General features: G+C 40.4%; 22 protein-coding genes and 1 pseudogene. 8 read left to right on the plus strand and 15 right to left on the minus strand.

All coding sequences use genetic code 11. The features are described 5' to 3' along the window. Nucleotides 1-62: 62 nt before the first annotated feature. On the plus strand, nt 63-764 hold the full coding sequence (gene hda / locus ACU696_RS12040) for a DnaA inactivator Hda (protein ID WP_036957653.1): 702 nt from the start codon (nt 63-65) through the stop codon (nt 762-764). A gap of 43 nt (nt 765-807) precedes the next feature. On the opposite strand, the gene arsC is transcribed toward hda, so the two are convergent. After that, complete coding sequence (arsC, locus tag ACU696_RS12045; RefSeq protein WP_109912437.1) at nt 808-1,164, minus strand: arsenate reductase (glutaredoxin); 357 nt, start codon at nt 1,162-1,164, stop codon at nt 808-810. A 12-nt stretch (nt 1,165-1,176) separates the two neighbouring features. After that, nucleotides 1,177-2,640, minus strand: a complete 1,464-nt coding sequence (gene bepA, locus ACU696_RS12050; RefSeq protein WP_004911374.1) for a beta-barrel assembly-enhancing protease — start codon at nt 2,638-2,640, stop codon at nt 1,177-1,179. A 195-nt stretch (nt 2,641-2,835) separates the two neighbouring features. Here bepA and ACU696_RS12055 point away from each other — a divergent pair, with 195 nt between their 5' ends. Then, complete coding sequence (locus ACU696_RS12055; protein ID WP_004911372.1) at nt 2,836-3,900, plus strand: AI-2E family transporter; 1,065 nt, start codon at nt 2,836-2,838, stop codon at nt 3,898-3,900. A 47-nt stretch (nt 3,901-3,947) separates the two neighbouring features. Here ACU696_RS12055 and bcp read toward each other — a convergent pair whose 3' ends face one another. Both bcp and ACU696_RS12065 read right to left on the minus strand, forming a co-directional pair. Next, nucleotides 3,948-4,418: a thioredoxin-dependent thiol peroxidase gene (bcp, locus tag ACU696_RS12060; protein WP_004911370.1), complete on the minus strand. Its 471-nt coding sequence runs from the start codon at nt 4,416-4,418 to the stop codon at nt 3,948-3,950. Nucleotides 4,419-4,432: 14 nt separating this feature from the next. Continuing rightward, a complete protein-coding gene (locus tag ACU696_RS12065) occupies nt 4,433-4,990 on the minus strand; it encodes a glycine cleavage system transcriptional repressor (protein ID WP_004253549.1) in 558 nt (185 codons plus the stop codon). Nucleotides 4,991-5,277: 287 nt separating this feature from the next. On the opposite strand from ACU696_RS12065, the gene dapA reads away from it, so the two are divergent. The 3 genes from dapA to purC all read left to right on the plus strand — a co-directional run bounded on the left by dapA (nt 5,278) and on the right by purC (nt 8,494). Then, nucleotides 5,278-6,186 carry a 4-hydroxy-tetrahydrodipicolinate synthase gene (dapA, locus tag ACU696_RS12070; protein WP_004911368.1) on the plus strand — a complete coding sequence of 303 codons (909 nt, stop codon included), beginning with the start codon at nt 5,278-5,280 and terminating at the stop codon, nt 6,184-6,186. Nucleotides 6,187-6,202: 16 nt separating this feature from the next. Continuing rightward, complete coding sequence (gene bamC, locus ACU696_RS12075) at nt 6,203-7,255, plus strand: outer membrane protein assembly factor BamC (RefSeq protein ID WP_004911365.1); 1,053 nt, start codon at nt 6,203-6,205, stop codon at nt 7,253-7,255. A 525-nt stretch (nt 7,256-7,780) separates the two neighbouring features. Then, on the plus strand, nt 7,781-8,494 hold the full coding sequence (gene purC / locus ACU696_RS12080; RefSeq protein WP_004911363.1) for a phosphoribosylaminoimidazolesuccinocarboxamide synthase: 714 nt from the start codon (nt 7,781-7,783) through the stop codon (nt 8,492-8,494). A gap of 232 nt (nt 8,495-8,726) precedes the next feature. On the opposite strand, the pseudogene ACU696_RS12085 reads toward purC, so the two are convergent. From ACU696_RS12085 to ACU696_RS12105, 5 genes and pseudogenes are all read right to left on the minus strand, one after another. Continuing rightward, nucleotides 8,727-9,368, minus strand: a pseudogene (locus ACU696_RS12085) (ABC transporter ATP-binding protein); the annotation flags it as partial. After that, nucleotides 9,355-10,218, minus strand: coding sequence for an energy-coupling factor ABC transporter ATP-binding protein (locus tag ACU696_RS12090; protein ID WP_109912440.1), 864 nt, complete (start codon nt 10,216-10,218; stop codon nt 9,355-9,357). The pseudogene ACU696_RS12085 and the gene ACU696_RS12090, both read right to left, overlap by 14 nt. After that, nucleotides 10,209-10,913 carry an energy-coupling factor transporter transmembrane component T gene (locus ACU696_RS12095; RefSeq protein WP_164528761.1) on the minus strand — a complete coding sequence of 235 codons (705 nt, stop codon included), beginning with the start codon at nt 10,911-10,913 and terminating at the stop codon, nt 10,209-10,211. Before ACU696_RS12095 ends, ACU696_RS12090 begins: the two co-directional genes overlap by 10 nt. Then, on the minus strand, nt 10,914-11,495 hold the full coding sequence (locus ACU696_RS12100; protein WP_209101598.1) for an ECF transporter S component: 582 nt from the start codon (nt 11,493-11,495) through the stop codon (nt 10,914-10,916). It abuts the gene before it with no gap. 36 nt (nt 11,496-11,531) lie between these two features. Continuing rightward, nucleotides 11,532-11,957, minus strand: coding sequence for a PPC domain-containing DNA-binding protein (locus ACU696_RS12105; RefSeq protein ID WP_109912441.1), 426 nt, complete (start codon nt 11,955-11,957; stop codon nt 11,532-11,534). 582 nt (nt 11,958-12,539) lie between these two features. Between ACU696_RS12105 and ACU696_RS12110 the strand changes: the two genes are divergently transcribed. Both ACU696_RS12110 and ACU696_RS12115 read left to right on the plus strand, forming a co-directional pair. Continuing rightward, a complete protein-coding gene (locus tag ACU696_RS12110; RefSeq protein ID WP_004911348.1) occupies nt 12,540-12,992 on the plus strand; it encodes a DUF441 domain-containing protein in 453 nt (150 codons plus the stop codon). Between the two features lie 7 nt (nt 12,993-12,999). Then, nucleotides 13,000-15,021, plus strand: a complete 2,022-nt coding sequence (locus tag ACU696_RS12115) for a tRNA(Met) cytidine acetyltransferase TmcA (RefSeq protein WP_209101595.1) — start codon at nt 13,000-13,002, stop codon at nt 15,019-15,021. Here ACU696_RS12115 and ACU696_RS12120 read toward each other — a convergent pair. Both ACU696_RS12120 and ACU696_RS12125 read right to left on the minus strand, forming a co-directional pair. Further along, nucleotides 15,002-15,193, minus strand: coding sequence for a YpfN family protein (locus ACU696_RS12120; protein WP_109912443.1), 192 nt, complete (start codon nt 15,191-15,193; stop codon nt 15,002-15,004). The genes ACU696_RS12115 and ACU696_RS12120 overlap by 20 nt on opposite strands. Before the next feature lie 147 nt (nt 15,194-15,340). Continuing rightward, complete coding sequence (locus ACU696_RS12125) at nt 15,341-15,592, minus strand: hypothetical protein (protein WP_004911337.1); 252 nt, start codon at nt 15,590-15,592, stop codon at nt 15,341-15,343. Nucleotides 15,593-15,836: 244 nt separating this feature from the next. Here ACU696_RS12125 and ACU696_RS12130 point away from each other — a divergent pair, with 244 nt between their 5' ends. Then, complete coding sequence (locus ACU696_RS12130; protein ID WP_004911334.1) at nt 15,837-16,229, plus strand: DUF454 family protein; 393 nt, start codon at nt 15,837-15,839, stop codon at nt 16,227-16,229. A 60-nt stretch (nt 16,230-16,289) separates the two neighbouring features. Here ACU696_RS12130 and ACU696_RS12135 read toward each other — a convergent pair whose 3' ends face one another. The 4 genes from ACU696_RS12135 to ACU696_RS12150 form a co-directional block, all read right to left on the minus strand. Beyond that, nucleotides 16,290-16,958 (minus strand): M15 family metallopeptidase, encoded by a 669-nt coding sequence (locus ACU696_RS12135; RefSeq protein ID WP_209101593.1) that lies wholly within the window; start codon nt 16,956-16,958, stop codon nt 16,290-16,292. After that, nucleotides 16,955-18,085, minus strand: coding sequence for a succinyl-diaminopimelate desuccinylase (dapE, locus tag ACU696_RS12140; protein WP_209101658.1), 1,131 nt, complete (start codon nt 18,083-18,085; stop codon nt 16,955-16,957). The genes ACU696_RS12135 and dapE overlap by 4 nt, the downstream gene beginning before the upstream one ends. Nucleotides 18,086-18,098: 13 nt before the next feature. Further along, nucleotides 18,099-18,470 (minus strand): ArsC family reductase, encoded by a 372-nt coding sequence (locus ACU696_RS12145; RefSeq protein WP_164528763.1) that lies wholly within the window; start codon nt 18,468-18,470, stop codon nt 18,099-18,101. A 146-nt stretch (nt 18,471-18,616) separates the two neighbouring features. After that, nucleotides 18,617-19,237 (minus strand): LuxR C-terminal-related transcriptional regulator, encoded by a 621-nt coding sequence (locus ACU696_RS12150; protein ID WP_004911325.1) that lies wholly within the window; start codon nt 19,235-19,237, stop codon nt 18,617-18,619. Between the last annotated feature and the right edge of the window lie 318 nt (nt 19,238-19,555).

Genomic DNA, 19,555 nt, shown 5'->3' on the forward strand with positions numbered 1-19,555 from the left:
CTATCCGTGTTTTTTATGGTAAACTGCTAGATGAAAATTGATTTGTACAGCCAGAGGCGCTTCTGAACACACCATCACAGCTTTCATTACCACTATATCTGCCAGATGATGAAACCTTTGCGAGCTTTTATGCAGGGGAAAATGGGGCGTTGCTGTCTGCTATTCAGTCTGCTATTAATCAACCCCATGGCAGTTATATCTATTATTGGTCGCGTGAAGGCGGCGGGAAAAGCCATTTACTGCACGCAGCTTGTGCAGAGCTGTCTGAACAAGGCATTGCAGTCGGTTATGTTCCTTTGGATAAACGTGCGTATTTTGTTCCTGAAGTACTAGACGGTATGGAACATTTATCACTCGTTTGTATTGATAATATTCAGTGCATCGCGGGTGATGAAGAGTGGGAAATGGCGATTTTCAATTTGTATAACCGTATTTTGGAAATTGGTCGCACCTGTCTATTAATTACTGGGGACAGGCCTCCTCGGCAAATCGAACTGAAATTACCCGATTTAGCCTCTCGCCTTGATTGGGGGCAAATTTATAAACTGCACCCACTGAGTGACGAAGATAAGATTTGGGCACTGCAATTACGCGCTCGTATTCGTGGTTTTGAATTACCGGAAGATGTTTGTCGTTTCGTATTAAAACGTCTAGATAGAAAAATGGGAACGTTGTTTGATATCTTAAACAAACTTGACCACGCATCAATTGTCGCTCAGCGAAAATTAACGATTCCTTTCGTAAAAGATATTTTAAAACTCTAGTTGATTAAATGAGTTGGCAGCCATATAGCTGCCAAAATAGAGTTTATAAGATTTCACAAACCTGCTCAGGCGGACGACCTAAACGTGCTTTATCACCATTAACAACGATAGGGCGTTCAATCAATTTAGGATTTTCATGCATTGCTTTAATGAGTTGATCCTGAGTTAAGCTGTCATCGTTTAAATTCAATTCCTTATACAACTCTTCTTTGGTGCGCATTAATTGACGAGCATCTTTAAAGCCTAACATTTTAAGGAGTTTTTTGATTTCAGCGACCGTTGGGGGCGTTTTTAAATACTCGACCACCGTGGGGGAGATACCCTTATCAGTTAAAAGGGCTAAGGTTTCACGGCTTTTAGAACAGCGTGGGTTGTGGTAAATCTTAATCGAATCCGTCATTATTATAACTCCTTACGGTTTTGCATTTTTGTCACGTAATTGTAGTTTTCTAAGCGCATCAATGCGAGCGTCATAACGCTGCTGTTCGTAACTGCCTAAACGGCTTTGACGGCTAGCATCGCTGAGATAATTAATTGCAGTGTCATAGTTACCCCGTAACGCCATCCCTTCTGCGTAAGCAGCAAGTTCTTCGGTACGCTTACCTTGTTTTGCGGACGCTTCTGCCAGTAAATCCCAACCAATCGGGTCATCAGGGTAATCAAACGTATATTTATTCAGTAAGGTTGTTGCTTCTTTATATTGATGATTATTAATTAATGCGTTAGCTAGGTTGACAATAAATACGGTATTTTTCGGTGATTTTCTCAAAGCATTCTGTAAACGAGAGACCGCTCTAGAGACTTGATGTTGTTCAATGTCGACATCAGTCATGCTATCGATAAACCAAGGGTTATCGGGTTGTTTCGCTAATAGCTCTGTCAGGATTTTTCCTGCTTCTGCGTACTTTTTGTCTTGAGAAAGTAGTAGCGCTTTACCGTATTGCGCTGCAATTTGTTCTTGTGCAGAACCTTTACCATAGTTTTCAATGATTTGGTCTAAAGCATGTTTTTGCTCGGTACTATACATAGCCAAAATACGAACTCGGGCTAACATAAAGTCCAGTGATGATGGCACACTCACTTTAGGGTATTGGTTCGATCGGTTTCTGGCATCAGCTAAACGGCTATCCGGCAAGGGGTGCGTTAATAGAATTTCAGGGGGCTTTGACATATAGCGAGTTTGGTCTGACATTGTTTGCATAAAATCAGCCATCGCATGCGGGTCAAAGCCAGAGCGCCTTAATGTCTGTAAACCAATACGGTCAGCTTCTTGTTCATTGGCTTGGGTAAAGCTGATCATACCTTGCTGAACCCCAGCCATTGTGCCTGTTAAAGCGGCAAAACCGGCTTGAGGATTCGCCATCACTAACAGCAAAGAACCAATCGTCCCTGCAATCGCGAGAGGAGTGGTGCTTTTTTGGTCTTCCATCATTCGCGCAAGGTGCCTTTGCGTAACGTGAGATATTTCGTGCGCCATGACGGATGCTAGCTGACTTTCATTTTGGCTGTATCGGAACAATGCTGAGTGTAGCACTACATTGCCCCCAAAATAGGCGTATGCGTTAATATTGGGGTTGTTGACTAAATAGAACTTAAACGGTGTTTTAACTGAGTCGGCATTTTTCACTAACCGCATGCCAAGTTTGTTAACATATTGGGTTAACAATGGGTCATAAATAAGAGGGGTGCTGGCACGTATTTGGCGTGTAATAGCATCTCCCATAATAATTTCTTGGTTGATGCTAAGTGTGCCTCCTGCTGTGGTTCCTATATCGGGTAAGGTATCTTCAATTGCACTATAAGCAGGTAATACTGCACCGTTCATTAGCGCAGCGATCATGAAAGCCAATAATGGATATTTTAAATTTTTCTTCATGAAACGTGAGTATCCCATACAACATTTTAATTTAGGGTAAGTACCGACTTTATTTCGGGTGTGCTTTAAGTAAGGCACTTAAAAATACGAAAAGTTTAAAACACATGATAGCAAAAGCTATCGTAAAATCTGTTCTTCGGTATAATTTTCGTTACTTTAGGAACTGTCCTTTGTGTTATTCCCTAGGAGCAATAAATGCTGGAATTGTTTTTACAGTGGTATCGTCGGCGTTTTGCTGACCCACAAGCCATAGCCCTTTTTACATTACTCGTATCAGGGTTTGTGATCATCTTCTTTTTCAGCAGTATACTGGCTCCATTGCTGGCGGCAATTGCTTTAGCTTATTTGCTTGAATGGCCAACCAATTTATTACAACGCATAGGGTTATCCCGTTCAGTTGCTGTCGGTATTATTTTGACCTTATTCGCCGGAATAAGTGCCATGGTTATTTTAATTATTGCACCAACCGCATGGCAGCAAGGGATTAATTTGATGGCCGATCTGCCAAATATGGTTAACCGTTTCAATGAATTTGCACAAAAACTGCCAGAGCAATATCCAGCACTAGTGGATGTCGGCATTATCGATATGATGGCAGATAACCTGCGTAGCCGTATGTCGGGTATTGCAGACTCTGTGGTTAAAGCGTCAGTTGCTTCATTAATAGGTATTTTTACTTTAGCAGTTTACTTAGTTCTAGTGCCGTTGATGACATTCTTTCTTTTAAAAGATAAAGAGCGTATTAGCAAAAGCTTCCTCAAGCTGTTACCGAAAAATCGTTTGTTAGTGGGTAAAGTTTGGGTCGAAATGAATGAACAAATCACCAATTATTTGCGAGGAAAAGTTACTGAAATGGTGATTGTTGGGGTGGCAACATATTTATGTTTTGCTTACTTTGACTTGCGCTATTCCGTATTGCTGTCGGTTCTTGTCGGGGTAGCGGTATTAATCCCTTACATTGGTGCGGTCGCAGCCACGATCCCCGTGGTTATTGTTGCGCTCTTTCAGTACGGTATTGGTAGTGAATTTTGGTACTTAATGTTGTTTTATTTAGTTATTCAAGGTTTGGATAGCAACGTTGTGGTGCCTTTATTGTTTTCTGAAGCCGTGAATTTACATCCACTAGTGATTATTTTATCTGTTGTGGTGTTTGGTGGGTTATGGGGCTTTTGGGGCGTGTTTTTTGCAATACCTTTAGCAACACTGATTAAAGCGGTTATTCATGTCTGGCCGGAAGAGCCAACGGAGTCAACGAACTAGGTTAGTAATAGTGCTGTATGGGGGCATACAGCACTAAGAAGTAACGATTAAGCGTGTGTATTGATGTAATCAAGCACGATTTCGTGGTGGTTACTGGTTTTAAAATTGTCAAAGACGTGCTCTATTTTCCCAGTAGGGTCAATAAGGAAGCTAATGCGATGAATCCCATCATAGGTTTTCCCCATGAATTGTTTTTCACCCCAAACCCCAAATTGCTCACATACTTGGTGGTCTTCATCTGATAACAAAGTGAAGTTCAACATCTCTTTTTCAGCGAAACGAGATAGTTTCTCTGGTTTGTCTGTGCTAATACCTAATACTTCGACACCTTTCGCTTTAAGTGTATCCATTTCATCACGTAGACCACACGCTTGAACAGTACAGCCAGGAGTCATCGCTTTAGGATAAAAGTAAACTAATACGCGCTGACCCTGATAATCAGAAAGATTGATGAGCTCACCATCTTGGTCAGGAAGGCTAAATTGAGGCGCCTTATCACCGGCTTTCAATGGGTTCATTAAATATATCTCCGTTAACTTTGCATGTTGGGGTTGTTAACAATACTTATGTTGCCTTTAGCATTTAGCATTGTACATAGTTGTTGAAATTTATTTTTTATAATTATGCCATTATCGTCCAACGGATCGTGTGCAGTAATCTGAATTTCCAGTTGAGCGGGCATATCATTATTGGCTGGTTGTGTTTTAGAAACAAGCTCTGCGATATTACACTGCGAAGTTGTGAATAAATTTGTGAATTGCTCGACAATACGAGGTGCATCGTCGACAACAACATTCACTGTTACTGTCGATGGGTAATAGGTTGTTTGCACACTCTGAGTTCTTTTCATTACGATAAGCAAGTCGAGCTCGGCGCCTTTAGGTGGTAATGTCGCTTCTAAAAGGGTGATAGCATTCCAACTGCCGGAGAGCATCATAATGAAGGTGAATTCCTTGCCAAACATCGCTAAGCGACTATCTTCAATATTACAATCACACTCGCTGACGAGACGTGTAATAGTATTCACAATGCCCGGACGATCTGTTCCCAGCGCAGTAATGACAAGAAATTGCTGTTCAGTCTTAGGCAAAGTCTATTCCTTAGTATTTTAATTATATCAGTTAAACATTTAATTAGAATATAGCAGTAAAATTCTAGCGCTAACAACTGACTGGCTATGAGGGTAAGGAAACCATAAAAAAGGCAATCTGCCAAGGGGGTAAATAGACTCTTGCGAGAAATATCAGTGAATTATTACTTCTATTTAAGTTAATGTCCTCGGCATTAACAAAATTCATTAAATTCTTGCTATTGGGTGGTTTTCTTCTTTGAAATGAAAAAGTAACATGGTAGTTCAATTATTAAGGGGGTATCGCTATGGCTAATGGAAACGCAAATTATAAAGATTTTTTAACGGGAAGCATTGTTGCAGTTATTACACCAATGGATTCGGCAGGGCGTTTAGATAAAGCGAGCCTGAAAAAGTTGGTGGATTATCATGTTGAAAGTGGAACAACTGCGATTGTTTCTGTTGGTACAACTGGCGAATCAGCAACCTTAACGCACAAAGAACATGTGGATGTCGTGAAAGCGACGCTTGAATTAGCAGATGGTCGTATTCCTATTATTGCAGGAGCCGGTGCAAATGCTACCGCTGAAGCTATTTCTTTGACAAATGAGTTTGAAAACAGCGGTGTGGTTGCTTGCCTGACGGTAACACCTTATTATAATAGGCCTTCTCAAGAAGGGCTATATCAACACTTTAAGGCAATTTCAGAAAACACCAGCTTGCCACAGATTCTTTATAATGTACCATCACGCACTGGCTGTGATATGTTGCCTGAAACTGTGGGGCGTTTAGCAAAACTGGCGAATATTGTTGCAATTAAAGAGGCAACAGGGAACTTAGCTAGGGTTCATCAAATCAAAGAACTGGTTGATGATGATTTTGTACTGTTAACAGGTGATGACGCAACGGCGCTTGATTTCATGCAACTAGGTGGTAAAGGCGTTATTTCGGTCACATCTAACGTTGCGGCCGCACAGATGGTAAAAATGTGTGACTTAGCGCTTGCAGGCAAATATACTGAGGCGCGTGAATTAAATAAAAAACTGATGGGGCTTCATCTTCAGTTATTTGTTGAACCAAATCCAATTCCAGCGAAGTGGGGCTGTCATCGCTTAGGTCTGATTGCAGATGGGACATTACGGTTGCCAATGACACCGTTAACCACCTCGGGCCAGCAAAAAGTTGAGGAAGCCTTGAAACTCGCTGGATTACTGTAAAATTTAGGGAATTTTAATGGCAACATTATTGCAAAAATCGAAGGTTATGAAGGTTGCTGGCCTGTCACTTGTTGTGTTACTGGCAGCCTGCTCCAGCGATCAGCGCTATAAACGTCAGGTCAGTGGTGATGAGGAATATCTCAATGCTGCGCCATTGAAAGTGTTGAATGTGCCACAGGGGCTTACATTACCAGAACAAAATGGTGAGTATGATATCCCTAAAGCCACATCAACAGGGGCAATAGGAAAAGCGTTAGACATTCGTCCACCAGTACTGACAATTTCGCAATTAGCGGGTTCTCGTACAGAGGATAGCGCTCAAGCAAGTCGTTTGTTGCTAGAAAATACACCTGAAAATAGTGCACTTTGGTCACAAGTTACGATGATCTTAGAGCAAAGAGGGATTCCAGTTTCATCTAAAGACGATGGCTCTCGCTCAATTGAAACCGATTGGGTGAAATGGGATCGCGCAGATGAAAACGTACCGATTGAGAGTCGCCATAAAGTTACAGTGCAGCCAGAAAACGGTATGATGGCATTAACGGTAACTAGCTTAGGCTTACGTCAAGGGGGAGAGACAATTACGGATGTTGTCGAAACTCAACGTTATAACAAGCTGTTATTGAATGAATTAACCGATAACTTATATACGTTACGTGATACTTCAAACAAAAATAGTATCCAAAATGCCTACGGTATCATTGATGTTCAAACCGGTAGTGATGATACTGGCTTACCTTTAGTTGTGGTTCGTGCGCCATTTGATGCAGTATGGGAACGTTTACCTCACACCTTAGAAAGTGTTGGTATGAAAGTGGGTGACCGTACGCGCTCAAGTGGTTCTGTGATGGTAACTTACAAAGGTTTAAGCAGCTCAGAATGGCAGGCTTTGGGTATTGATGACCCAACTGTGCCAGAAGCAGATTATAAAGTGCAGGTTGGTGACTTAAATAACCGTAGTACACTGCAATTTATCACCACCAAAGGTGTGCCTTTAACACAAAAACAAAATGATGAAATGGTTGCAGCGCTGAAAGCAGCATTTAGTAAAGCGCCTGCCAAAAAGTAATCATTCAACATTTTGAGATGACTAATTAAACCGTAGCTTAAATACAAGCTGCGGTTTTTTTATTTAAATTGGATGGGTTTGTATTGGGGTAAAGATATTAAGCTTCATACGCATAGGCTGGTGGTTATCAACTCTGTATTTTGTTTATTTCATGCTACTCGTAATCTATATACTTAGTTAGTTATTAAATAGCATTTCATCAATTTGAATTTTCCTTCTCTGGTAGGCTAATTTTATCTTTCATGTTTTCACCTAAAACAAATGGACAAAAAATCAGTGTTTATGGTTAAGTAATCGTTTGCGTCTGCTCGGGAATTTTATTATCATGATTAACAGTGAATTATAAAATATTGAATATCAGCTAGTTAGCGTTTCACATGGTGAATTTCAGTAACTGACTGAAACAGAGCAGAAAATTAACAATGAATAGGCCATTTAATTGGTTTTTGTTCTTCTGTTACTTATCTGAATCTGCTGTGCAGGTTGATTTTTGTTTAGTTTAATCACATCCCTGGAGTGTGTAAGATGCAAAAGAAAGCTGAGTTGTATCGTGGTAAGGCAAAAACAGTCTATACCACAGAGGATCCTGATCTACTGGTTCTGGAGTTCCGTAATGATACATCAGCACTCGATGGTGAGCGTATCGAGCAGTTTGACCGTAAAGGTATGGTAAATAACAAATTTAACCATTTCATTATGAGCAAATTAGAAGCAGCCGGTATTCCAACACAAATGGAAGCATTATTGTCTGACACAGAAGCCCTGGTGAAAAAGTTAGATATGGTGCCTGTTGAGTGTGTGATCCGTAACCGTGCCGCAGGTTCACTAGTAAAACGCTTAGGTGTTGAAGAAGGCATGGTGTTAAATCCGCCACTATTTGACTTATTTTTAAAGGACGATGCCAAACACGACCCAATGGTGAATGAATCGTACTGTGAAACCTTTGGTTGGGTGAGCAAAGAAAACTTGGCAAAAATGCGTGAGCTAAGCTACAAAGCCAATGAAGTACTCAGTAAGATTTTTGCGGATGCAGGGTTAATCTTAGTCGATTTTAAACTGGAGTTTGGCTTGTATAAAGGCCAAGTGGTATTAGGCGATGAGTTTTCACCAGACGGCAGCCGTTTATGGGATAAAGAAACGCTCAATAAAATGGATAAAGACCGTTTTCGTCAGAGCCTTGGTGGCTTAATCGAAGCTTACGAAGAAGTCGCACGCCGTATTGGCGTACAGCTAGATTAATCAATTTCCTATAATTTGAATGAGATTTTAGCCTGCATTGCAGGCTATTTTTTTAGTCGCTAATCGAGGGTGATTGTTGGCTAATAAAATGTGTAATCCATGATGAGAGGGCGGTATCAGTAGTCTTTATTTGTAGTTGTTGACTAAGTGACGTCAACGTAGGCGCGGGCAATGGGCTTTCGACTTGTAACTCTGGATGGCTTAATATTTCCGTTGGCTGACCGTCAGCGATGAGTTGGCCATTTGATAAATGCAATACGCGTTGAAAATGGCGGGCAACAAAATCAAGGTCGTGGCTAATAGAAACGACGGTTACCCCTTTTTCGCGTTGCAAGGTTAGCCAATGTTCAAATTTGCGCAGCCAAAAAGCGTCGAAGTCACGGTTTGGTTCATCAAGCAGCAATAACTTAGGTGAAACGGCCTCTAAACAGGCAACAGCAACCATCCTGCGTTGGCCTGCATGTAAATCTAAAGGGTGTTTATCTGCTACATCGACTAAGTGACAAATTTCAAGTGCTTGCTGTACTCGCGCGTGAATATCACGTTTATGATATCTTTGGCGTTTTAAACCAAAAGCAATCTCATCACGCACACAACTATGAAAAATTTGTTTCTCAGCTTCTTGGAATAAAATACCGATATGGTTGGCTCTTTGTGGTGAGGAAAGAAGGTTAAGCGGCTGGCTATCAAGCTGAATATCACCTTGTGTAGGGCGCAATAACCCTGCGAGCAGGCGTAATAATGTTGATTTACCTGCGCCATTATTCCCAACTAAAGCGACCCATTCACCAGGGTGAATAGATAGAGATAAAGATTGTATATTATCAATAGTAGAGCTTGGCCAACGATAGCTCAGGTTTTTAAGCTGTAACATGCCGCTCCTTAAACATCTGTAGCAATTGCGCTTCATTGTGGGGAATTGTGTCTCGCCAATGCCCTAATTTGACCAGTTCACCTATAGCACGCCAAGCCTCTGGCATATTGATTGTTTCAATAGCATCAAGAAAAACATCATCCAAACAGCCTATAGCAACCACTTTCCCAGATTCTAAAAAGGCTTTGCCAGTACTCAACAAAAGGAATGAATCACAGAAACTGATGGCAGGTAATAAATTGCGTTCAAAAAAAATAATGCTGCAGTTTGTGTGTTCTGTATAGTGTTGCAATTGCACTAAAATACGTTGTGTTGCACTGGGTGTTAGCCGACTAAAGGCTTCATCGAGCAAGAGGAGTTTAGGTTGCATCGCTAATGCACTTGCTAACACGACGCGTTGTGCTTCACCACCCGATAATGTCGCAGGATGGCGCGTACGTAGAGCTTCACAAAACGTGAGCGCAATCGCGTGTTCAACTCGTTGACTAATTTCACTGGGTGACAAGCCAAGGTTTTCAGGCCCAAACGCAATTTCTTGTTCAACGGTAAACGCGCAACCCGAGAGTTGTAATTGGGGGGATTGCTGAACAAGTTGGCGTGATACTGATACCTGAACCACAGAGCTGTCAGCTAAGGGAACTTGTAATACTTCAGCGGTTCCTTCTATTTTCCCTTGAATAAGGTCACTATGCCAACCTGCAAGTATTTGCGCTAGTGTGCTTTTCCCGCTGCCATTACCGCCAAATACACATAGCCATTGGCCTGCATTAAGCTGAAGATCTATCGGTCCTAATAAGGACAGCTCCGCGCTTTGTGGAATGAAGCGCATTTGTTGTAGATTCACCACCATAGAGAGAGACCACCTTCAATAAAAATTAACAAAACTAGCCCATACCTAAGTAGGGCTTGGAATGAACTATCCGTAGGTGGGTTCAATGTCGTGCGTTTAGCGCAATAGCGAAAACCACGCATATCTAATGCGGCTCCACGAATACTCAGATCACTAAGAGTATTACTGGCAAGTGGAAATAATAGGGCCGGTAATGATGTAACACGTTGCCAAAAGCGCCCGTCAAGAGGGACGCCTCTTGCCAATTGTGCCTCACGGATGGTGTTTAATTGCTGACGAAATTGTTCTGCAAGCAATAACGGACCCGCGAGTAGATATGCAAAACTAGCAGGTAAACGGCTAGCAAACAACGCACGAATAAAGCGTTCAGTCGGTACATATTGCAACCAAAGCTGAGAAGCGCTAATAATCGTTAATAACTTAAACCACAATGCTAGTGCAAATTCAGGACGGCTATTTTTTAAGGCATCCCCGGTTAATTGTTGAGCTAGCCAACCCCCGTGAATTAACCAAAGCCCTGCCGCCATGGGGAGCATAATCCATGCAACAATGCGCCAACGATGACGTGCAGGTCGCCAAAATAATAAAGCAGCGAAAGTACTGCAACCTAGCACAATTAATAGCCAGTTCAGAGGTAAGAAAAGCGAACTTACACTGAGCCAAAACCAAATTGTCAGCGAGGTGAATGGATGCATTTAACTGACCTTCGCCATATTTGGATAATTACGTTGGACACATTCTGGTAATTGTCGAACGAGTAGCCAAGCAATAATGGCAGATGCAACTTTGTCCGCAATATTGGCGCCTAATACCGTAATTGCCACTGATTCTAATAAGTTATCGCCAACAGCATGGAAATACGCGACAAAAAAGTCTGCTCCGCTACCGGTTGTTCCTGCAAATAAGTATGTACGTATAGGAACAGCAACTATCATTAATGCAAAAGTAATCACTACACCGGATAAAACCACTCTTGGTAAGGTGCGAAAACCACCTGCGCGAGCTAATAACCCAGCGCTGAGTCCAATCATCATCGCAACAGGTGCAAATGCAGCGGCAATTGGCCCACTGAGTAAACCCCATAATAAATTAGTTAATAAACCACTTAATAACGCAACCCAAGGGCCTGCTAATAACGCACAAATTAACGTTCCTATAGAATCCAGAAAAATAGGCAGTTTTAGCATTGAACTTAATTGGCCAATAACCATATTAATGGCAATAGAAAAAACAATTAAAGTCAGTGTACGACTAGAAATAATCGACGTTTTACCCATGACAAAGTCATTCCTTACAGTAATGGAATAATAAAATTAGCGAGAAGTGATGATAAGTTCTTCATAACCTGATAACGGGCAAGGTTCACGAATGAAATTTACCTTTTCCAGTTCCCCAATAATCAGCTCTAATGTTGTTCTGACCGTACAACCTGGCATCATATGACCACCGAGGACTTGCCCTTGCTCATCAGAGACAGCTAAATGCAGGTGTTCGCCTTTGGCATCTAAAGTGCCAATTAATGAAACAATTTCAAATTTACCTGTTGTTTGAAAGGTCTCTTCTTGGCCTGCAAAACGTAGTGCAACGTCAGTTAAGCTGCCGACACTGCTAGCAATGAACGCAGCTTGTAGGCCATGTTGCTCAATTTTATGTCTTAATGTTAAAAGTGCGTCTTCGCCAGGGATTAAACGAATAGCAATAAAACGCGCGTTTGAATAGGGCGATAAAGATTGGTTCATATTCTTAATCCTAATAATTGTGCTTATGCAGAGCGTCGCACAACCATTTAAATCATTAAAATTATAAATAATGCTAAGTTATGATTTTTCTGTATTAATTATCTGTGATTATTATACGCAATTGAGATGGATTGTCTGGTTGTAAAGATATTTAGACCTATCTTCAGCAAAAGGCACTACAAGTTAGTTTTTATCATGATAAATATAAGAAAAACGCAGAAATAAAAAAATAAACAGTGATGAATATTCCGAATATTTAGCTTAAGTTTTACTGGTGGTGGGGATTATCTGTATTGCCATGCTAATTTTTGTACAATTAAGCTTGTTACCGTGAAATATGCTGAGAATACATCTTTTAAAAAGTATTAAATAGATAATAAAGAACAGCTAAAATGTCGCATTTTAGTTAATTAATTGTGTGGAGATAGTGAGATTTTTTATTAATTAAAAATATCGTCGCCGTAAAAATAAAAAGAGTTGGCGTTAATATTTGCTTCTTTGATGATGAGCCAATAACATGTTTTTAAATCAGCCTAGTTGCTGCTAATAAATTATAATTGTGCGTTTTACAGGGACAAATCTATGAGTCATGTTGATCCAACATTAATCATTTTACTGGTCTTAGCCGGGTTAGGTATCATTAGTCATAATATGACAGTCACCCTTGCGATGCTATTTTTATTGGTGGTCAGAATAACACCATTAAATAATTATTTTCCATGGATTGAAAAATATGGCTTAACCATTGGGATACTTATCTTAACAATCGGTGTTATGGCTCCAATTGCGAGTGGTAAAATAACGGCTAATGAGGTATTAAGCTCATTTTTGAATTGGAAATCGATTTTGGCAATTGTTATTGGGATCGCAGTTTCTTGGTTGGGTAGTAGGGGCGTCACATTAATGTCCCATCAACCGTCTACGGTTGCAGGCTTACTGGTTGGAACCGTCATTGGCGTTGCTTTATTCCGTGGTGTACCGGTAGGGCCCTTAATCGCTGCTGGGATTTTGTCACTATTAATTGGTAAATCATAGTATTACGATGGTGAAATTACTTCCTGTCATTATAGAACAACTGCATATAGTTGGTATGCGTCGTCTTATGGTTCTTTCTGGCGACGATGCATGGGTAGAACAACAACTAAAACAACTTCAAGTTGCTATTGATGGCGATTGGTTAACGATTTCATCAAACTTACCGCAAGGGGTTTCCCCTGAAAATGCGCATCTATTATTGGGCCGTGAATTTTTACATGGCATTTTTGATGTACGTAAAGGGTTTCATAGTGAAGCACTAGCCATGCTTGCTGGCACATTAAAAGCAGGGAGCTTGTTAGTTTTATGTACGGCGCCTCAAAAAGAGTGGGCGACAAATACCGATCTAGACAGCTTGCGCTGGAATGAACAATTGGGGCTCATTTCGACACCGAATTTTGTACATCACTTGCAGCGAACTTTCCAAACATCTCCCGATATTTTATTTTATAAACAAGGGAATGAGCCTGATTTTTCATTACTAAAAAACAAACCATTATGGCAAGCACCGACAGGCCAGCCAACAGAACAGCAGCAGCAAATAATTAGCCGATTATTAAGCGCGGAACATGGAGTTTGGGGCTTGATAGCTCCGAGGGGGCGCGGTAAATCGGCAATAGCAGGGATGTTAATACAGCATTTTGCAGGAGAGTGTTGGTGTTGTGCTCCTGCAAAAGTGGCAACGGAAGTCTTAAGCCGGCATGCAGGTAAAAAGATTAATTTTTGGTCTCCAGATAGCTTACTCGCATACTGCCGTAGCAATGAAAATATAACCGCAGATTGGCTGATCATAGATGAAGCTTCTGCAATCCCTAATTATATTTTACGAGAACTAGTGGGGTATTTCCCTCGAGTTTTATTAACCACGACAGTCGATGGCTATGAAGGAACAGGGCGTGGATTTACGCTAAAATTCTGTGCAAGTTTAGCCCATTTCACTTTACTGCAACTTGATAACCCAATGCGCTATGCGGCTAATGACCCCTTAGAATTATGGGTCAATGAGGCTTTATTGCTGCAAGAACCCGTCACTCAAACGGTTTTTGCTGGAAATATTGAATATAAAGCGTTAACCCAGGCATCATTAGCGGAAAATAATGAGCAATTAAAAGCGTTTTATGGCTTATTGATGAGTGCACATTATCGAACGTCACCATTAGATTTACGACGTCTATTGGATGCCCAACAGCAACATTTTATGGTGGCAAAAACCGAGTCTCATAATTGTGCTTATATAGGTGCATTATGGATGGTAGATGAAGGACAGTTGACCGAATCATTGAGCTGGCAAATATGGGCTGGGCTTCGTCGACCAAGAGGAAATTTAGTTGTCCAATCTTTAGCAGCTCATAGTTATTTCCCTATTGCGGCACAATGGCTATCTCGCCGAGTGATGCGTATTGCCGTTGATGCGAACCACCGTAGGCGCCAAATTGGTTTAACGCTTTTAGAAAAACAGAAAGCAATTGCTACAGAGCAAGGATTAGATTTTTTGTCTGTTAGTTTTGGATTAACACCAGACTTAGTCGCATTTTGGCAAAAAGCGGGCTTTCGGTTAATGCGAATAGGTTCGCACAAAGAAGCGAGTAGTGGTTGTTTCACGGCAATGGCGATATTACCGCTATCAGATCGAGCAAGGCGACTTTGCCAGCAAGGGGAAATGCAATTAAAACGCGATATTTATTGGCGAAATGATCTGTCTGAGTTTGCTTTAGAAACCAGTGAGCAGCAGCAATTAACCCCTGATGATTGGATAGAACTGATCGGTTTTAGTGAGTTTAAACGGCCTATTTCTGCGAGCCAAAGTGCGATTATGCGTTTATTAAGGGAAGAAACAGCCGGGCTTGCGCTGCTCAGACGGCACTTGCTGTCAGGCGAGCCTATCGCACAGATTTGTGCGGATATTGGTATGACAGGGCAAAAGCAATGGTTACAACGAGTAAGAGAAGAGGTTGGTATACAGGTAAAACAATACCAACCAGCGCTTTTAGCTGAAATAAAGCAAAAGGTTATTTCTTCTTGTCTTTAGGCCAATCGTCTTCATCATCCCAAAGGTGGTTATTATCTTGATGTGGGGGAATTTCTGGCTTGTCATCTAAAAACTTTTTGGGGTCCAATTTCATCATTTCTTTGACTGAATTCCAGATAATACCTACCAATAAGAGTAAAATTATCCACCAGTAGTCGGCTAACCATTGCATACATTACCTCTATGAAACTGGGTAAAAGCTAAATGTTGATTTTAAATTATTTAAAATTTATACCATTAGAGTACCATTTACACTTTATATGAAACTGTGTGTTTTTTCAGAGATAGCTACAGAAAATATACCTACAGAGCTTATTGTTTATTTAAATACCATGGCAAATGCACCAACAATGCCAAGCAAAATATCAGAGCCTGTAAGTGCGTAGATATTTTTAACCTCTTCACCGCGAATATTAGCAAAGCGTTCAAGTGCTTTTTCTGTTGAAACGGCTTCAATCTCTTCAAATTGCTTTTCATATCCGGCAGCAATTAGCTTTTGGGTCTCTTGCTCATTTGGTGTAACGATAGCAATTACCTTTCCGGCCTTCATAAAAAAAGAGTAATGATTCATGGGGCTTCCTAATAGTCTTAAGTTTAGGCTCCTGTCATTTTCTCAGGCTTTGCAAGTCAATGACTGGGGCTATTAGCGCTCTTTTCGTCGTAGAACAAGAGAATAATAATCGCATCAACAGGCAAAAGCGACTTTTCATTAAGCTTGTTTACCATTAGAGTATACCATTGATATTATTATGAGTTACCACAGATTTTATGCGGTTTTTACCATTTAATTTATTTATTCGGGAGGAGGGGTGATTTTGAAAAAATTGTTCCTCATTGTTATTGGATGGTTAGCCGTTGCGCTGGCTTTTGCTGGCGTCGTTCTTCCTGTTTTGCCTACCACACCTTTCTTATTATTGGCGGCATGGTGCTTTTCTCGTTCATCTCCACGTTTTCATCATTGGTTATTATATCGCTCTTGGTTTGGGGGGTATATTCGTCACTGGCAAAAGCATAAAGGGTTACCGAAAGGGGCAAAACCAAAAGCAATTATATTGATAGTTCTCACTTTTTCACTATCAATCTGGGTTGTTAGTTATTTATGGTTAAAAATTGGTTTATTGGCACTGTTGTGTTGGCTGCTTATTTTTATGTATCGGCTTCCAGTTGTTGATGAACAAATTTCCAAACAAAATAAAGAAGCCCCATAAATGATGTCGCATCATCTATGGGGCATTGGCGCTATAGAAATTGCTTTGTTAGCTTAGAAATTATTCAGGAGCTCTAATATAGCGTTCGAATACATAATCTAAGTTAGTGCTTAACCAATTTTTCCCACGAATATCTTCTTGCTCAAGAACTTGCGTAATGACTTCTGGCGTTAACAGCTGTTCAGCTTCATAGGATAACGGCCAGTAACTAATATGCCAAGGTTCATAGGCAACCCCTGCATTTTTTGCCGTGAAGGGACGGTAAAAATCAAATGTCGCCATGTTATCCGTGAGCCAGTGGTTTAATTCAGCAAAATAGCCGCCAGTTTCATATTCCCAAGGCTCTAATTGCAAAGTTTGCCCTGCTGGGATCCGTAATGGGTCATAAACATCTATTTCGGTTCCCCAATGATGACGGCTTGCTCCGGGTAATGCAGACCAATGTAAAATAGCTTCACACAGCTCACCTTCTGAAAGCGTTGTAATATCTAAAGGTTGGCTTTGTGCATCAAGAACAGGGCGGAGACCAGTGAATTTTTCATTCCAAATTAACTGTTGACGTGAAAAATCACGAAATGCACTTGCAGATTGTAACTTGAAGCCCGCTTTTACTGCAGCTTGTTGCATGGCTAAAAATGCCTTAGTGGCATTAAATTGTAGACGATGAGTGCCGCCAAGTGTCACTAAATGGTCCGTGGAACGGCCTGTTAACATTGCGATGGTGATCATAATAACAATAGCTCCATGACTCGCTCATAAATTAAGGCCAGTTGTTGCAAGTCTTTGACACTAACGCATTCATCAACTTTATGTATAGTGGTATTCAATGGGCCAAGCTCAATTACTTGAGTGCCCATTTGAGCGATAAAACGACCATCAGATGTACCACCACTGGTAGATAGCTCTGCGTTAAGACCCGTTAGTTCATGGATTGCCTGCAAGGTTGCAGTGACAAGTTCTTGTTTTTCAGTCAAAAATGGCTGACCAGATAATGACCATTCTATTTTATATACGAGGCCATGACGGTCTAACATGCTTGTGACCCTGTCACGTATTTGTGTGTCGGTTAATTCTGTGCTGAAACGAAAATTAAATTGAACAAATAACTCACCGGGGATTACATTACTTGCCCCAGTACCCGCATGAATATTGGCAATTTGCATGGTGGTAGCAGGGAAGAATTCGTTGCCGTTATCCCAGATAGTTGAAGTGAGCTCTTGCAAAAAAGCGGTTGCTCGGTGCACCGGGTTGTCAGCTAGATGTGGATAAGCTACATGCCCCTGCGTTCCTAAAATAGTCAAATTTGCTGTAATAGAGCCTCTACGCCCATTTTTTATGATGTCACCTAAATGAGATTGGCTTGATGGCTCACCGACTAAACAATAATCAACACGCTCATTACGAGCCATTAATGTTTCAACAACTTTAACCGTGCCATCTAATGCATCAGCTTCTTCATCTGATGTGATTAAAAAGGCCAAGCGCCCTTGATGGTGAGGGTGTTTTTCGACAAAGCGCTCTGCTGCGACAACCATTGCTGCGACAGAACCTTTCATATCAGCTGCACCACGGCCATACAGATGTTGATTAATAATTGTTGGGTTAAACGGAGGAGTCTGCCAATTTTCGCTATTGCCTGCTGGTACAACATCGGTATGACCTGCAAATGCGAGGGTTGGTCCTTGAGTGCCTCGATGAGCCCAAAAATTTAATGTGCTACCAAAATGCATTGGTTCAATGGTAAAACCAAGTTGGTTTAAGCGCTTGGTAAGGATCACTTGGCAGCCTTGGTCATCGGGGCTGATAGAAGGGCGTGCAATTAGTTCTTTGGCAAGCTGAATAACGGGACAATCCATTAAATCCACCTGATTATCGAATGAAGTTTTGGTAGTCATTAGCGTTAAACCCAACTAAGTATCGGTTATCTGGAGAAACAAGTACGGGTCTTTTGATCATGGCAGGCTCTGCAATTAGCACTTTTTTAGCACTATCTGCGTCAATAACTGCATTTTTTTCATCATCAGTCAATTTTCGCCAAGTTGTTCCTCGTTTATTGACTAACACTTCCCAATCAATATGTTCCATAAAGATAGAAAGCAGTTCATCGCTAATACCATCAACACGATAATCATGAAATTGATAGTTAACTCCATTGTCTTCTAAGTAACGGCGTGCTTTTTTAATGGTGTCACAGTTTTTAATTCCGTACATAATATAAGGAGAGTTAGGTGTATTGGGCATATGATTTTCCTCAAAAAACTAGCGATAATCCTTACATAATGCGGCAAAACTCACTTGGGATCTAGCCCAAATGTGAGAAATCTATAATAACCTTATAATTACATTAAATGTAATTTAGCCCCGATAATTAATATATTAAAAATAGATTATCTTGAACGCATATAAATTAAGCTAGCCTCAAGGCGAGATCGAACGCGTAATTTTTTAAGAATATTTCGAATGTGAACTTTAACGGTTTCCTCTGAAATAAAAAGTAAGTTAGATATTTCACGATTTTTTAAACCCACAGCCATTTCATGCAAAATTTCAGACTCTCGTTTTGTCAATGCGGATAGTGGGTCACTATAATGATGACGTGAAATAAGATGTTGATAAATTTTTTCACTAAAAACCAATTGCCCTTTAGAGGCTTTCTTCATACTGTAGAATAGCATATCAAGTTCACTGTTTTTTAATAAATAACCTTGTGCTCCTGCGTCAATAGCACCATATATATCTGTTTTAATTGTCGATGCAGATAACACTAATAAGTAGCTATCATTGCAGTGTTTACGAAGTAATCGTATAGTTTCAAATGTTTTAATACCTTGAATATTGGTATCTATAATAATTAAATTAGGTTTTAACTGCTTTGCCATGCTTAAAGCTTCATAACAACAAGCGCACTCTGCTGTGATAATAAAGTGTGTGTCGGTATTTATGAGCTGCCGCAATCCCAAGCGTATAATAGGGTGATCGTCAATAATCATTACTGTATATTTAGACATAGAGGGTTCCTTTTTTATGTCTCAAATGCCAACGTCTACTCAGGTATTTCCTATAAAATAGACAATTTAATTTCGGTACGTTTATTATATTTAATTGGAGTTTTAATAATTATATAATCAGCAGTATGGAGAAGTGAGATTGATATTAATCGTTTGCTTAATATTTTATAGTTCCATACCAATAATATTGTGCTTGTTGATAATACATTAAAATAGAAAAAATAATATCGAATAGTTAAATTAAAGTTAAACAGATGAACATATTTAAGGTGGGATTTCATTGTGTTATTATGCAATTAATTATTTATATATATTAAC

Source organism: Providencia sp. PROV_01, from assembly GCF_053098325.1.

What these genes read in the sequence shown, in the direction of transcription:
- dapA (WP_004911368.1), top strand. Translation starts at nt 5,278, where the DNA reads ATGGCTAATGGAAACGCAAATTATAAAGATTTTTTAACGGGAAGCATT.
- ACU696_RS12055 (WP_004911372.1), top strand. Translation starts at nt 2,836, where the DNA reads ATGCTGGAATTGTTTTTACAGTGGTATCGTCGGCGTTTTGCTGACCCA.
- ACU696_RS12090 (WP_109912440.1), bottom strand. Translation starts at nt 10,218, where the DNA reads ATGGTGGTGAATCTACAACAAATGCGCTTCATTCCACAAAGCGCGGAG.
- ACU696_RS12110 (WP_004911348.1), top strand. Translation starts at nt 12,540, where the DNA reads ATGAGTCATGTTGATCCAACATTAATCATTTTACTGGTCTTAGCCGGG.
- ACU696_RS12115 (WP_209101595.1), top strand. Translation starts at nt 13,000, where the DNA reads ATGGTGAAATTACTTCCTGTCATTATAGAACAACTGCATATAGTTGGT.
- bcp (WP_004911370.1), bottom strand. Translation starts at nt 4,418, where the DNA reads ATGAACCCATTGAAAGCCGGTGATAAGGCGCCTCAATTTAGCCTTCCT.
- ACU696_RS12100 (WP_209101598.1), bottom strand. Translation starts at nt 11,495, where the DNA reads ATGGGTAAAACGTCGATTATTTCTAGTCGTACACTGACTTTAATTGTT.
- ACU696_RS12145 (WP_164528763.1), bottom strand. Translation starts at nt 18,470, where the DNA reads ATGCCCAATACACCTAACTCTCCTTATATTATGTACGGAATTAAAAAC.
- bepA (WP_004911374.1), bottom strand. Translation starts at nt 2,640, where the DNA reads ATGAAGAAAAATTTAAAATATCCATTATTGGCTTTCATGATCGCTGCG.
- ACU696_RS12135 (WP_209101593.1), bottom strand. Translation starts at nt 16,958, where the DNA reads ATGATCACCATCGCAATGTTAACAGGCCGTTCCACGGACCATTTAGTG.
- ACU696_RS12125 (WP_004911337.1), bottom strand. Translation starts at nt 15,592, where the DNA reads ATGAATCATTACTCTTTTTTTATGAAGGCCGGAAAGGTAATTGCTATC.
- purC (WP_004911363.1), top strand. Translation starts at nt 7,781, where the DNA reads ATGCAAAAGAAAGCTGAGTTGTATCGTGGTAAGGCAAAAACAGTCTAT.
- dapE (WP_209101658.1), bottom strand. Translation starts at nt 18,085, where the DNA reads ATGGATTGTCCCGTTATTCAGCTTGCCAAAGAACTAATTGCACGCCCT.
- arsC (WP_109912437.1), bottom strand. Translation starts at nt 1,164, where the DNA reads ATGACGGATTCGATTAAGATTTACCACAACCCACGCTGTTCTAAAAGC.
- ACU696_RS12105 (WP_109912441.1), bottom strand. Translation starts at nt 11,957, where the DNA reads ATGAACCAATCTTTATCGCCCTATTCAAACGCGCGTTTTATTGCTATT.
- ACU696_RS12095 (WP_164528761.1), bottom strand. Translation starts at nt 10,913, where the DNA reads ATGCATCCATTCACCTCGCTGACAATTTGGTTTTGGCTCAGTGTAAGT.
- ACU696_RS12120 (WP_109912443.1), bottom strand. Translation starts at nt 15,193, where the DNA reads ATGCAATGGTTAGCCGACTACTGGTGGATAATTTTACTCTTATTGGTA.
- bamC (WP_004911365.1), top strand. Translation starts at nt 6,203, where the DNA reads ATGGCAACATTATTGCAAAAATCGAAGGTTATGAAGGTTGCTGGCCTG.
- ACU696_RS12150 (WP_004911325.1), bottom strand. Translation starts at nt 19,237, where the DNA reads ATGTCTAAATATACAGTAATGATTATTGACGATCACCCTATTATACGC.